At 44.6% G+C, this 13,977-nt stretch carries 13 protein-coding genes and 1 pseudogene; 8 read left to right on the top strand and 6 right to left on the bottom strand.

Translation table 11 applies throughout. The features are described 5' to 3' along the window. Window positions 1–19 precede the first annotated feature (19 nt). Window positions 20–598, bottom strand: a complete 579-nt coding sequence (locus tag ACWB0I_RS00480) for a nitroreductase family protein (RefSeq protein ID WP_479386060.1) — start codon at window positions 596–598, stop codon at window positions 20–22. Then, window positions 588–1,376 (bottom strand): alpha/beta fold hydrolase, encoded by a 789-nt coding sequence (locus ACWB0I_RS00475; protein WP_479386059.1) that lies wholly within the window; start codon window positions 1,374–1,376, stop codon window positions 588–590. The genes ACWB0I_RS00480 and ACWB0I_RS00475 overlap by 11 nt, the downstream gene beginning before the upstream one ends. A 325-nt stretch (window positions 1,377–1,701) precedes the next feature. Between ACWB0I_RS00475 and ACWB0I_RS00470 the strand changes: the two genes are divergently transcribed. The 8 genes and pseudogenes from ACWB0I_RS00470 to ACWB0I_RS00435 all read left to right on the top strand — a co-directional run bounded on the left by ACWB0I_RS00470 (window position 1,702) and on the right by ACWB0I_RS00435 (window position 8,315). Then, on the top strand, window positions 1,702–2,625 hold the full coding sequence (locus tag ACWB0I_RS00470) for a sodium:calcium antiporter (RefSeq protein WP_479386058.1): 924 nt from the start codon (window positions 1,702–1,704) through the stop codon (window positions 2,623–2,625). A gap of 36 nt (window positions 2,626–2,661) precedes the next feature. Further along, a complete protein-coding gene (locus ACWB0I_RS00465; RefSeq protein ID WP_479386057.1) occupies window positions 2,662–3,630 on the top strand; it encodes a phosphatidylglycerol lysyltransferase domain-containing protein in 969 nt (322 codons plus the stop codon). Window positions 3,631–4,324: 694 nt separating this feature from the next. Next, window positions 4,325–4,624, top strand: a complete 300-nt coding sequence (gene nadS / locus ACWB0I_RS00460) for a NadS family protein (protein ID WP_479386056.1) — start codon at window positions 4,325–4,327, stop codon at window positions 4,622–4,624. Between the two features lie 223 nt (window positions 4,625–4,847). Next, complete coding sequence (locus ACWB0I_RS00455; protein WP_479386055.1) at window positions 4,848–5,393, top strand: type II secretion system protein GspG; 546 nt, start codon at window positions 4,848–4,850, stop codon at window positions 5,391–5,393. A 166-nt stretch (window positions 5,394–5,559) separates the two neighbouring features. Continuing rightward, entirely contained in the window at window positions 5,560–6,399 is an 840-nt protein-coding gene (locus ACWB0I_RS00450; protein WP_479386054.1) for a CPBP family intramembrane glutamic endopeptidase, read from the top strand. Between the two features lie 120 nt (window positions 6,400–6,519). After that, complete coding sequence (locus tag ACWB0I_RS00445) at window positions 6,520–7,449, top strand: NAD-dependent epimerase/dehydratase family protein (RefSeq protein WP_479386053.1); 930 nt, start codon at window positions 6,520–6,522, stop codon at window positions 7,447–7,449. 11 nt (window positions 7,450–7,460) lie between these two features. After that, window positions 7,461–7,574: pseudogene (locus ACWB0I_RS00440) on the top strand (CopG family antitoxin); the annotation flags it as partial. Between the two features lie 267 nt (window positions 7,575–7,841). Beyond that, window positions 7,842–8,315 carry a UPF0158 family protein gene (locus ACWB0I_RS00435; RefSeq protein ID WP_479386052.1) on the top strand — a complete coding sequence of 158 codons (474 nt, stop codon included), beginning with the start codon at window positions 7,842–7,844 and terminating at the stop codon, window positions 8,313–8,315. Between the two features lie 649 nt (window positions 8,316–8,964). Here ACWB0I_RS00435 and secA read toward each other — a convergent pair. From secA to ACWB0I_RS00415, 4 genes are read right to left on the bottom strand one after another with little or no spacing between them, the layout of a single operon-like run. Continuing rightward, window positions 8,965–11,937: a preprotein translocase subunit SecA gene (gene secA, locus ACWB0I_RS00430; RefSeq protein WP_479386051.1), complete on the bottom strand. Its 2,973-nt coding sequence runs from the start codon at window positions 11,935–11,937 to the stop codon at window positions 8,965–8,967. Window positions 11,938–11,943: 6 nt separating this feature from the next. After that, window positions 11,944–12,654 carry a metallophosphoesterase family protein gene (locus ACWB0I_RS00425; RefSeq protein ID WP_479386050.1) on the bottom strand — a complete coding sequence of 237 codons (711 nt, stop codon included), beginning with the start codon at window positions 12,652–12,654 and terminating at the stop codon, window positions 11,944–11,946. Further along, on the bottom strand, window positions 12,654–13,118 hold the full coding sequence (nusB, locus tag ACWB0I_RS00420) for a transcription antitermination factor NusB (protein ID WP_479386049.1): 465 nt from the start codon (window positions 13,116–13,118) through the stop codon (window positions 12,654–12,656). Before nusB ends, ACWB0I_RS00425 begins: the two co-directional genes overlap by 1 nt. 2 nt (window positions 13,119–13,120) lie before the next feature. Beyond that, on the bottom strand, window positions 13,121–13,966 hold the full coding sequence (locus tag ACWB0I_RS00415; RefSeq protein WP_479386048.1) for a 3-hydroxybutyryl-CoA dehydrogenase: 846 nt from the start codon (window positions 13,964–13,966) through the stop codon (window positions 13,121–13,123). Window positions 13,967–13,977 lie beyond the last annotated feature (11 nt).

Raw genomic sequence — 13,977 nt, 5'->3', positions numbered from 1 at the left:
CATTGCCTCCGGCTTTTGATTAAAATTCTTTGACAATAATTTCATCTAAAGGGCGTTTGGGGACATGATGGACGCCCTTTTCATCACGCCAGTAACGGATGTCCCCATCTTTGCCCACTTCTTCCAGCACAATGGTTTCCGCCGGCCTGCCCAGCGCCAGAACCAACAAAATTTCCAGGTTTTCCGGAATGTTGAGTATTTGTCGCAATGCTTTTCGCTGGATGGAGCCAATAATGCATCCGGCATAGCCCGATTCCGTAGCTCCCAGTAAAATGCTCTGGGCTGCAATCCCGTGATCACAATCAATAGGGTATTTGATGGTTTTGTCAGCCAGAATAATGATGTAAGCAGCTGGACGTTGGCCTTCGGCCGGTCCCGGCCAGTCGGTTAAATAGCCAGCCCAGGCCAGAGTGGGAAATATCCTGGCATTCACTTCTTCAGACGCAGAGAGAATGTATTTCAGCGGTTGTAAATTGGAAGCCGATGCAGATAATCGGGCCAGATCCACCCAGCTTCGCAACACAGAAAGCGGAATGGTTTCGTGTTGTCTAAAACGACGGCAACTTCGATTTCTCATGATCAAATCCCTAATAGACATGAGCACCTCCTGTTCTTTGCCCAAAGTCCACTATTTCTGACAGAAGCTGTTCAGGCGCATCGGCATGCACCCAATGGGATGCGCCTTTAATTAAACGAATTTCCGCCCGCGGAAATAATCGTTTAATGTTCGGCTCATCCTCTTCTGAGATGTAGGTCGAATGTTCTCCTTTTAAAAACAGCGCTGGCCCATCAAAGGTAGTGGAGGCAGTGATGGCGCTTAGCACGTGTTCCAGATTGTTGTAGATGGCTGGTAAATTGAGCTTCCAGACAAAGCGATTATTCTCCAGACGCTTCAGATTTTTCAGAAGAAACTGACGAATGGCTGGCTGGGGAATTTTTTGCGCCAGATGGCGATCAATCTCCATGCGCGTCTTAAATTTCGTTAAGTCAAGGCTAAGAAGGGATTCCAGAAAATCTTTAAAATGCGTATGGTGATAGGCTCTGGGAGCGATATCTACCACAATAAGGCCTGCGATGTCCGGATCATAGTTTAGGGCTAGATTCATGGCCACCTTTCCCCCCATGGAATGTCCCAGAACAAGGGGCGCCTGCAGCTGGTGCTCTTCCATAAACTCCACAACATCGCTGGTCATTACGGAATAATTGAAAGCTGCATCGTGCGGCGACTGGCCATGATTTCTCAGGTCCAATAAATACACGTGAAAATATTCTGACAGTCGGCGACCGATGGACAACCAATTGTCCGACATACCAAACAAGCCGTGCAACACGATCAATGGCCGCCCCTGACCAAAAGCTCTGTAAAATAACTTCATGTAACCCCTTTCCTTACCAAAAATTAGCTAATGCGCTGCAATAAAGCAATTTTGATTTTTTAGCGCCTTTGCCTGAGATGTTTGCCAATAAGCGATCGAGCCCTGCGGCGGAGTGCAAAGCGTTCAAAGAAAGCGTGAAAAACCTTCATTTTACATTTGAATCATTTCGTCAATTTTGTTAGTTTTGATTTTATGAATTCAGAATCAAAACTGTGAATTCAGCGAATGGACGCATTTTTCCATGAAAGTTAATGGAAATTTTGCCTGGAATTCGGCTACGGTTACTGTGTACGTAAGCTCACTGATCTGAAAATTAGGATGGATCATGCAACTTGCCGGAAACATACTGATCTTGATCTTCAGCATTGGCGCCCTCTGGCTGGGTGCGGTGTGGATTGTCGATTCCGCGCCCCGTCTGGCTCAAAAGTTAGGCATTTCCGATCTGGTCATTGGTTTAACCGTTATTGCTTTTGGAACGTCGGCCCCGGAATTTGCGGTCACCATTTCGGCGGCCATCAAGCACCAGGCGGATATTTCTGTGGGCAATATTGTTGGTTCCAATATCTTTAATCTGGGCTTTATTCTTGGGGGCGTTGCCTTACTGCAAACCATCAAAACTACTAAAAAAATGGTCTATCGCGAAGGTGGACTATTGCTTGTAGTTTCGATTGTGCTGCTCTTATTTTTAAGCGATTACGCCATTGCCCTCTGGGAAGGCCTCTTTTTGCTTGTGAGCCTCGTTGCCTATCTGACCTATCTTTTCTTTCACAAGGAACCACTGGAAGACGAGTTCAGTCACGGCCCCTTTCGCTGGTATCATGGTTTGCAACTCATCGGTGGCTTGCTGCTGGTGGTGGCGGGTGGACATTTCCTGGTCGATTCGGCCACATTCCTGGCTCGCAAGGTGGGCCTTTCGGAGTGGGCCATTGCGGTGACTATTGTAGCCGCCGGAACTTCCGCTCCGGAATTCGCCACTTCGCTGGTGGCCGCTATCAAAGGCAGGCATGGCATTTCGGCCGGCAATCTCATTGGCAGCGATCTTTTTAACATCATGGGCGTGCTGGGCTTGGCCGCCATTTTACGTCCGTTGCACGTGGCCCAGGATGCACCATTCGACATTTTGCTGCTGGTGTTGTTGGTGCTTACGGTTGTCATCATGATGCGCACCGGATGGAAAATTTCACGGACGGAAGGGCTGATCTTGATTGTGCTCAACTTGATTCGCTGGATTTTCACTCTAAAACAATAAGGCGCCTATAAACCAATTTTTATGAAACCATCCTGTATGATTAACATGGAACTGCCCCTGAGCTGGATGCGCCTCCCCCTCTCTGAGGCACGATTTCACTCCATAGCTCTTAAACACACTTCTTTTATCTGGCTGGCCATGGGCGATGTGCCTTACAACCAGACCTTTATGCAAACGATTGATGCATTGCCTGAGCGGAATTATGTGATACGGGGCTGTACACCTCCTATTGCGGCCGCGCTTAAAGCCCGTGGCTGGCAATGCTTGCAAAGTGGAATGGAGGCCACGCTTGAACTTCAACACCTTCCACAATGGTCCCGTAAATTGCGCCATTGTATTCGTCGGGGTAAGCAAAAGCTTCAATTTACTGAACTACCACTCCATAACCTGAATGTGCGAAAACTACAAGAACTGGAAAAACGCACGTCTTTTGCAGGGCATCCTCGTTTGAGACATGTGTTTCGATGGAATGAGCCAACGGCCCTGCGTCTTTTTGTTGCACGGGACCGGCAAAACGAATGGCAGGCCGCTTTTACGCTTTCCCTCAATGCTCCGGGGCGTTTCCAGGGCGAGTTAATGTTGCGCCATTGTCAGGCGCCTTACGGCGCCATGGAAGCGCTCATTGCCTTTGTAGTTCAGCAATTGCAAAATGAAGGAATTAGCCAGTTGAGTTTGGGAGAAGTGCCCTTTTTATTGAACAATACACAAAACTTAAAAGAAGTAGCCATCCATTGGGGAGGTTTTTCGCTTTTACCTGTGTACAATTTCAAAGGATTACATTTTTTTAAAGATAAGTTCAAACCAAACTGGCGTGCGGTTTATTTGTGCGCCACTCCGGCTCTCCATTTTAGAACCATGGCTGAGCTACTTTACGTTTCTGGTACATTTTCTCTCTGGAGAGCTGCTCTGGGCAAAGCGCCTGCAGCCATTCTTCCCTCGTCCAGAGCACTATTGCGTACAGTGGCAACCGGAATTCCTGCTTTGCTGCAATTAATAGACAAGTAAACAGGGCCGGCCCGGTTTAATAGGTAGACACCAATATATTTTCTGAAATATTTAGAGAGTAGGAAAAAGTTCGGATTGTAAAAATTATAATAGCATATTGTCTTAAAATTTTAAGACAATATCTAAAGAAGCAAATCCGGAACCTTTAAAAAACCGCAGTCGTAACTCGAGCTTCAGATCGAGACCTCCCCTGCCAGACACAATTTTCCCCTGGCCTCGATTTTCGGGGACGGGCATAGGCATGAATTGGCCAGTGAGAAAATCTCCCCCCAATGAACATTCATTGGCGCGTGGCCAATCCGGTTAACTTGTTTATTAGAGTCTTAAAGATTAGTTAATTTATTTTTTGCCAAATGTGTGCCATTGACGTATATTTAGTATTTAAAGATAATTGAAACACCAATCTTTACTAGACAAGTGAATAAAATTTTATCGGAAGATGAATGTCGATTACTTCAGAAGACTCTTCTACTAAGACCAGATTTAGGAAAGATCATTCAAGGTAGCGGCGGTCTAAAAAAATTCGTTGATCAGGTTCAGGAAGAGGCAAGCGTGGCGGTTCAAGAGTTATTTATTATTGGTCTAAAGAAAAAGAAATTATTATGATGCTACTTATTTATAAGAAAAAAGAATTGTATGATTTAAACAAACAACAATTGAAATTATTAAAAGAAATAGTAGAAGGAGAATTAAAATGAATGATAAATTATTTCAGGAATTATTGGAAAGTATAAAACAAGGCGGTGAAATACTCCGTGGAGAACGAAAAGCCAGCCGGTCGTGTGAATTTAAAAATACAGATGTAAAGTATATCCGGCACAAGTATGGATTATCGCAAAATAAATTTGCTCAGCTTCTTGGAATCAGTACAGCTACTTTGCGCAATTGGGAACAGGGAAGAAGGAAGCCGGAGGGACCTGCTCGAGTATTGTTGATGGTGGCTGAAAAACATCCTGAAGCCATTCTAGATTCTGTTTACCAAGCCGCCGAGTAAATATCGGTACTGGACCTGATCGTCTTATTTTGCGGGTATTCTGGAATTTTTGTTAACTTTTAACGTGGTAAGAACAGTCCTCAATGCTTCTGGGGCTGGAACCCACCCGTTTAAAGGTTGATACTGTTGTTTTGCTGAATAGTCCAACAAATCGCTCCAGCAGTTCGCTATTTTGCAGCGCTCTATAGCGGAGGTCGTTTCTAAGCCATAAGGAGTTTTTGTCATGAATGAGCAGCAAGAAAAATTGGAGGCCTTTCCATTCGTTAAAGGCGGTATTTCTTTTATACCACTGTTAGGTGTTTTTTTCGGCTTAGTTGCCATTATTTGGGGGCTATCAACCAAAAAAACAGGCGGAAGGAAGCTTGCGTTGATTGGTGGTGGAGGAATTGTTTTTACTACTATTCTCTACTCTGCCCTATTTTACTTCGGTTTTGTACAGCGGGGTGGGGTTTACGACCATTTAAGGGAAGAGCTGGCAGAAACAACATTAACATCATTAGTTCAGGCCATAGAGTTCTACAAAGTACAAAACGGAAAGTATCCAGAATCACTTGAGGAACTTAAGAAATCCTTGCCAGAAAATTCATTAGTAACTGTCTTTGACCCGACTGATAAAAGACTGGGAGGAAAACCCAGATTACTTGATAATGAGCACTATTACTTACTTGGAGTCGGCCCTGATGGTAAACCATTCACTGCTGATGATATTTTACCTGGGATAGAATTGAATGCTCAAAGCAAAATAGGTTTAGTCATTAAAAATCGTTAGAAGCTTATAACAAATGGGCATCGCACCGGACGCTATTTAATAAATATCCGCAGGCTCACCTTTTGAATGTGCGTCCGTCGCCAAACCTTTGTCAGATTATCCCCCGCCTGCGAGGTAAAAGGATTGGCTGACCAAATTGTGCAAGAAATTGTTGAAAGGAGTTAGAATGACTTTTCAACTCTCAAACTGGATCAAGAAACATTCCCTTTTGGCCTACTTTGTTCTGGCCTTTCTAATAACATGGATATTTATACTGCCGCTTGCTCTTTCTGCGCAGAATCTTCTTCACTTTAGAATATCAGAGCACTGGCATTTCCTGGGAGCATTGGGGCCGATCGGTGCTGCATTAATAGTTACGGCAATTGCCGATTCAAAAGCTGGTATTTCGGAATTTCTTGAGCGTATGGCACGGTGGAAGGTAGGCATTGTTTGGTTTACGATATCTACATTTACTCCTTTTGTTCTATTCATACTTTCTATGATCATCTTGCGTATTTTCGGGAACTCCTGGCCAGACTTTGGAAAGTTGGCATCGGGTGAACATGCTACCCTGGTGTGGGTAGGGGGCTCGTTGCTGTCAGCGGTTGCTTACGGGATTGGTGAAGAAGCGGGCTGGCGGGGGTATGCCCTGCCAAGATTGCAACAAGGACGTAGCGCGTTATGGGCAACGTTCATCTTATCGGTGTTTTGGGCTATCTGGCATATTCCAATGTTTTTCTATAGATTCGAATTTGGCATAGGCCAAATCATTGGTTTTTTTATAGGCTTATTCGCCGGTGCAATCTGGCTTACTTTTCTATATAATAGCACAGGGGGGAACACGTTAATGGTGATCCTTTGGCACACAACCTGGAATGTAGTCAATATCTTAGGACTCGTTGTTTCAGCAGAAGTCGTCTCTATGATGAGTACAATGGTTATGGTTGCAGCCGTCGTCATCGTAATTAAAGGCAAACCTGCACAACTTTCTCCTTATGGCAAGTACATTATTCAGATTGTTTCATAAAATACAGGACAATCCAACAAGGGTTGTTGGCGACACGCTCCACTCACTTTGCTGCGCGTGCGGCTAAACCTTGTTTATTGGGTAATGAAATAAATAAATTAATCAATGGAGAAACATCCCATGCAAACAATACTTGGATCAGGTGGAGCTATAGGCATCGAGCTTGCGAAAGCATTGAAAGAATTTACGAGTCACATTCGTTTGGTAAGCCGAAATCCCAAAGCCGTTAATCCAAGTGATCAATTGCTTTCTGCAGACTTAACAAAACCTGAAGATGTATTGAAAGCAGTAAAAGGTTCGGAAATTGTTTATTTAACAGTAGGCTTGCCTTATAATACTAAGTTATGGGAAAGAATATGGCCGAGAATAATGAAAAATGTGATCACGGCATGTAAGCATGAAAATTCTAAACTTGTTTTTTTTGATAATATCTATATGTATGATCCAAACCATCTGTATCATATGACGGAAGATACTCCAATAAATCCTGTGAGCAGAAAAGGTCTTGTAAGAAGTCGAATAGCTAAAATGATAACGGATGAGGTGAAAAAGGGAAATCTTCAAGCTCTGATCGCTCGGTCTGCAGATTTTTATGGTCCTTCGATTAAAAATACAAGTGTATTAACCGAAGCGGTCTTTAATAATTTCAGTAAGGGTAAAAAAGCGTTTTGGTTCTCATCCATAAATTACAAACATTCTTTTACTTACACACCGGATGCCGGAAAGGCTACAGCCTTATTAGGAAATACACCGGAAGCCTATAATCAAGTTTGGCATCTGCCCACAGCTTCAAATCCATTAACAGGAAAGGAATGGATTGAAGCAATTGCTAAAGAGATGGGAGTAGAACTCAGATATCAAATTGTTTCAAAATTTATGTTACGCATAATTGGTCTTTTTAATTCGGTAATGAGAGAAATGGTAGAAATGCTTTACCAATATGATCGGGATTATATCTTCGATAGCAGCAAATTTGAAAACCATTTTGATTTCAAACCCACTCTCTATTCACAAGGTATTAAAACTATTGTCGATATCGATTACAGATAAGAATTATGATGAATTTAAAGCAGTCTTTAAAAACCATTTCTCTTCGTGTTCCTGAATCTTTAATTGAAGAATTAAAATTTCTTGCGAACAAGAAAGATATCCCTTACAAATCGCTATTAAATTAGCAGAAAGAGTTGAGAAAGGATTAAAAAGTTTATCAAAAAAATGAGATAAAATTAAATTTTGTTTGCCCAACAAAACGTTCAACAGGCAATTTGCCATGCCCGTCTTGCCACCGGTTGGAACATAACGGAAATCCCGATTTTCGGGGACGGGCGTGGTCATGAATCGGCCAGTGAGAAAATCGCCGCGCCAATGAACGTTCTTTGGCGCGTGGCCAATCCGGATGACTTAATCATTTTACAAGATAGGAAAGGAGGAATCAAGGGAAAATGCAAAAGCCAGTAAAACTAAGCGCCCTAATTGAAGGGATGGAATCACAAATGGATGAGTTTTCGTCATATCTCAACCGCAAGACCGGGGCAATTGTGACAATCAGCGAAGAAGAATTCTCGGCAGCAGAGAGCGACGAGTCTCTGGAGGACTATCCTAAATGGCAACACGATAACATTAAGACAGCGCGGGCGATTCTGGAGGATGAAGAAGGTAACTATGTACAGCTACCAACGAAGTTTGAGATTCACGAATGGCAGATCATGAATCAGTTTGCCCTTCAGGTTGAAGATGATCAGATCAGTGAGGAGCTGCAGTACGCGTTGAGAGGTAGAGGTGCTTTTCGGATGTTCAAAGAAGCAATTCGTCGCCATGGGATAGAGAAGGAGTGGTATGGTTACAAAGAGCGGGCATTGAAGCGCATAGCGGTGGCCTGGTGTGAATTGAACGGTATACCTTTTGAGGACGATTAAATGGCCCTCTACAAATTAAGGTATTAACTCTCGGGCAGATGTAAAACCAGACAGCAATTTACGCTCACGCGCGCCCCGATAGTTGATACCGGTACTGGAGCTGATCGTCTTATTGGTATTCTGTAATTTTTGTTAACTTTTAACGTGGTAGGAATAGGCCTCAATGCTTCTGGGGCTGTAACCGATCGGTTTAATGTTGATGGATAGTGTTTTGAGCAATATAATTTACAAAGGAAGGCGCCTTTTCTCAGCAATTTTAAATATTTCCTTCAAAAGAAGTCTATCCCGCTATGGCGGGATGCGAAAATTTTTGTGCTGTGTGAGGAAGTAAAACCGTTGAATTGTTGAATTTTTGAATAAGCATCGGGCCGACATTCCAAATTCCCCTTGGTCGTGTATGGTGCCATGATAAGAAATCTACAACACAGGTGGAAAGTTTTCCAACACAAACCTTCCCCCTCTCCCAGACATTTATTCTGGGAGAGGGGGATCGAGGGGGTGAGGGCAAATAATTTCTTTGCGCTCTCTGCGGTTTTTTAAAGGTTGCGGCTCTGCGGCCTTAGACAATCCACTGGCCAATCAGTCATAAAAAAAGCCGGGAATGTTGACTGGCGATCCATCCCAGCTTTAATATTCATTTAAGAAGCTATTAGTTTTTCATTGCTCCATGGCATTTCTTGTACTTTTTACCGCTTCCACAGGGACAGGGGTCATTGGGACCGATTTTTTCGCCCACGCGGATGGGCTGCTTTTTATTGGAGCGCTGTTTACCCGCTTTCTGGATATCTGTTTCCTCACCTACAGGCGCAGCAGAATTAAAGCCCATGCCATCGGCCGATTCATGAATCAATTGCATGCGTTGGGGTTGATGCTTTCGGGCTTCGGCGCGATTGACCGGTTCCTCAACCAGCTGAAACTTCCACAACCAGTGCAGGGTCTCTTCATTGATATCATGGATTAACTTTTCGAACATCATAAAGGCTTCGCGCTTGTACTCAATCAGCGGATCCTTCTGGCCGTAGGCGCGTAGGTGAATGCCCTCCTTGAGCATATCCATATCGTAGAGGTGGTCTTTCCATTTTTCATCGATGACGCGTAGAATAAAATAGCGTTCGAGAACCGACATGCGTTCGCGCCCAATTCGCTGTTCTTTTAATTCGTAAATCCTCAAAGCCTGGTCTCTAATGTACTGACGGAGGCGTTCCTGATCGTAATCGTAAAGATTTTCGCGCACCTGTAACAAAGAGATGTTCAGCACATTGCCCACCTCCCGTTCCAGTGAATCGAGGTCCCACTCTTCCGGGTGGCTTTTTGGAGGAGCGTACAAATCGAGTTTGTGCTCGATGAATTCATCAAGAATAGCCTCCACCTCTTCGCGGGTATCCTCCTGGAACAGAGCTACCCGCCGGCGATCGTAAATGATTTCCCGCTGCTGATTCATCACATCATCGTATTCCAGCAAGCGTTTACGGATGGCGAAATTCTGAGCTTCGACTTTCTTCTGGGCTTTTTCAATGGAGCGGCTGATCATAGGATGGGTGATAACCTCTCCCTCTTCAACGCCCATGCGATCCATAATGCGAGCTACACGTTCGCTGCCGAACAAACGCATTAGATCGTCTTCCAGGCTTAAAAAGAAAATACTGCTCCCGGGATCGCCCTGTCGCCCGGCACGGCCACGCAGCTGACGGTCAATCCGTCGGGATTCGTGGCGTTCTGTACCGATGATAGCCAGGCCGCCCACTTCGCGCACACCTTCGCCCAACTTAATGTCGGTTCCACGCCCCGCCATGTTGGTGGCTATGGTTACAGCACGTGGTTCGCCGGCGTGCGCAATAATTTCCGCTTCGCGTGCATGGTGCTTGGCATTTAAAACGTTGTGTGGAATACCGCGTCGTTTGAGCATTCGGCTTAAAATTTCAGAAACTTCCACCGTGGTGGTACCGACCAGCACCGGTCGTCCTTTTTCTCGTTCTTCAATGATTTTTTCGATTACGGCATTGTATTTCTCTCTTTTGCTGCGATAGACCACATCGTCATAATCTTTTCTGATCACCGGTTTATTGGTGGGAATGACCACCACATCCAGTTTGTAAATTTCCCAGAATTCAGCCGCTTCCGTCTCGGCAGTACCCGTCATACCGGCCAGTTTGTCGTACATCCTGAAATAGTTCTGCAAAGTGATGGTGGCCAGGGTCTGCGTCTCTTTTTCAATTTGTACATTTTCTTTGGCTTCTATGGCCTGATGCAATCCGTCGCTATAGCGCCGCCCGTGTAGAATACGACCGGTAAATTCATCGACGATCTGCACCTTGCCATCCTGTACCACATACTCCTGGTCTTTTTCATAAAGGGTGTATGCTCTTAAAAGCTGAGAAATATTTTGCAACTTCTCGCTGCGTTCACTGTACAGGTTGTGGACTTCTTCTTTGCGAAGCACCTTCTCTTCGTAAGAGAGGCTCTCATCATTCTCAATTTTGGCGATCTCTTCGCCCAGGTCCGGCAGTAAGAACATGTCCGGATCTGCCGGGTTCAATTCAGCCCGTCCTTTTTCGGTTAGATCAATGATATGGTTTTTTTCGTCAATAATGTAATACAGATCGCCGAAGTACGTTTCATCAGACACTTTATTCTGGCCTTTGTCGCGGTAATAGTCGTTTTCCACCTGCTGGACCAGCGTCTTGATGCCCTTTTCATGGTAGAGTTTGAGCAATCGCTTATGCTTTGGAGCGCCGCGTTCGGCAATAAACAGCTTCACGCCCGCTTCACGCTCTTTGCCTTCTTTCAACAGCTGTTCGGCTTCCATAATCATGCGGTTCACCAATCGGTTCTGGCTAGACACCAGACGTTCCACATAGGGTTTCATCTCGCGGTAACGTTGCGCGGTACTGTCTCCGCTTACCGGCCCACTGATGATTAACGGTGTCCGGGCTTCATCGATGAGCACACTATCCACCTCATCCACAATGGCGTAATGGTGTCCCCTTATTTGCACAATCTCATCGGGTGAAGAGGCCATGTTGTCGCGCAGGTAATCGAAGCCAAATTCATTGTTGGTGCCATAGGTAATATCGCAATTGTAGGCTTCGCGCCGTTGACGGGCATCCATATTGTTTAAGATTACTCCAACCGTCAGGCCTAAGAATTTGTACACTTCTCCCATCCATTCGGCATCGCGCTGCGCCAGGTAGTCGTTAACCGTTACCAGATGGGCGCCTTTGCCTTCCAGAGCATTGAGGTAAAGCGGCATGGTAGCAACCAGGGTTTTTCCTTCGCCGGTAGCCATTTCTGCAATTTTACCCTGGTGGAGCACAATGGCGCCGATCAACTGTACATCAAAGGGCACCATGTCCCAGGTAATTTCACGGCCAACGACCAGCCATTTTTTACCTAACAGGCGTTTGCAGGCTTGTTTTACCGCAGCGTACGCTTCTGGCAGAATATCATCCAGGGTTTCGCCTGCGGCCAATCGTTCCTTAAATTCTTCTGTTTTTTTCTGAAGTTCTTCGTCGCTTAATTGGTTGAACTGTTCAAAATAGTGGTTAATTTGTTCAACGATCGGCCATAACTTTTTAACATCGCGTTCGTGTTTGGTGCCGAAGATTTTGGTAATTAAATTCATTTTCCCTTAATACCCCTTTAATAATCGTTCCGCTAAAAATGGCGGCAATCCGCTTTTGATAATTTTTTCGTACGTTTTGTTCACTTCGTATTCCAGACGCACATTCTTAATTTCGCCGCTTTCAGGATCAAAGATAACAAAACTCAGGCGCGGATCTCCATCACGTGGCTGTCCAACGCTTCCTACATTAACGATATATTTCTGATTTGGTTCAATGGTTATGTCTTTTTTGTAGGTGTTTTGCTGATTAAAAATAACGGGCACGTGCGAGTGTCCGACAAAACAAACAGCCTGCTTAAAACTCTGCATTTCGATGCGAGCATCGTTAATGTTTAAAATGTAGTACCAGTGCTCTGGATTGGTCGGCGAGGCATGAACCATGATAAAACGGTCGGTTTGATACATAAATGGCAGGTTGCGTAAGAATTCTTTGTTTTCTTCACTCAATTGGTTCATGGTCCAATAGGTAGCCATTTTGGCAAAATCATTGAAATATTCAATGCGCGCCAGCCCGATAGCCGCGTAATCGTGATTGCCCATGAGCACAACCTTGCATTGCTGCCGAATGATCTCAATACATTCATTAGGGTTCGGGCCATAGCCTACCACATCGCCCAGACAATAAATGTCCTGGATATTCTGCTCTTTGATATATTCGATGGCTTTGGTTAGAGCCTCTAAATTCCCATGAATATCTGAAATTACCGCTATTGCCATTATGTCCCATTCAAATTGATTTTGCTGATCAGACCTCTGCCACTCTTTCGAATCTTTTTTTCAGCCTTTAATTCTTTTAAGATGGCATCCAGCATCCCATTAATAAATCGGCCGCTTTTTGGGGTGCCATACTTTTTACCCAATTCAATCATCTCATCGATCGTTACCTCGGGTGGAATGTCCTCAAAATAAAGGAACTCTCCCAAAGCCATGCGCAGTAGAATTTTATCTACAATAGCAACGCGCTCAAAATCCCAATTAATCAATTTGGGTTTAATGCGGGCATCAAACTCATCCTTCTTCTCAATGCAGTAAGAGGCCAGCTGGCGCACATAAGGCGTAATGAGCGGTTTGTATTCCGGCTCTTCAGCCAGATATTCCAGCTGCTGTTCAAGAGGAATGGAATTGAATTCATGTGCGAACAAGACCTTGAATACCAGCTCTCGTTCTTTTCTTCTTGACATTTTCACTCGTATGTGTAAAATCCTTTTTTAGTTTTTCTGCCCAGGTGGTCAGCAGCCACCATCTTTTTTAATAAAGGACAGGGGCGATATTTGGGATCGCCCAGCCCTTTGTACAACACTTCCATAATGTGCAAACACACATCCAGTCCGATAAAATCAGCCAGGGTTAACGGCCCCATGGGATGATTCATTCCCAGCTTCATGACCGTATCAATGGCTTCTTTATCGGCCACACCTTCCATCAAACAGTAGATGGCTTCGTTGATCATGGGCATTAACACCCGGTTGCTAACAAAACCCGGGTAATCGTTCACTTCAACCGGGGTTTTGTTTAAGGTTTTGGCCACCTCAAATACGGTTTGAAACGTTTCGTCGCTGGTGGCCAGTCCACGGATAATTTCCACCAGTTCCATGACCGGCACCGGATTCATAAAGTGCATGCCGATCACTCGCTCCGGACGATTGGTCACCGCCGCCAATTCGGTAATCGAAATAGAAGAAGTGTTGGAAGCCAGAATGGTATCGGTTTTACAAATTCCGTCCAGTTTTTTAAAGATGTCTTTTTTAAGTTCATCATTTTCAATAACGGCTTCCACCACCAGTTCGGCATCGGCCGCGGCCTTAAGATCGGTTTGGCCGTTGATTCTCTTTAAAGTGGCTTCTAACTGATCTTGAGTAATAACGCCTTTTTTTAACTGGCGGTTCAAATTTTTTTCAATTGTTCCCCGCGCTTTTTCTAATATTTGTTGATCGATATCGATCAAAGTTACATCGTATTCAAACTGGGCAAAGACATGGGCAATCCCGTTACCCATGGTTCCGGCTCCAATAACGGCTATTTTTTTCATGTCAAATTCCT

The organism is Caldithrix sp. (genome assembly GCF_056497305.1).
This window is presented reverse-complemented; position numbering and strand designations above follow the sequence as displayed.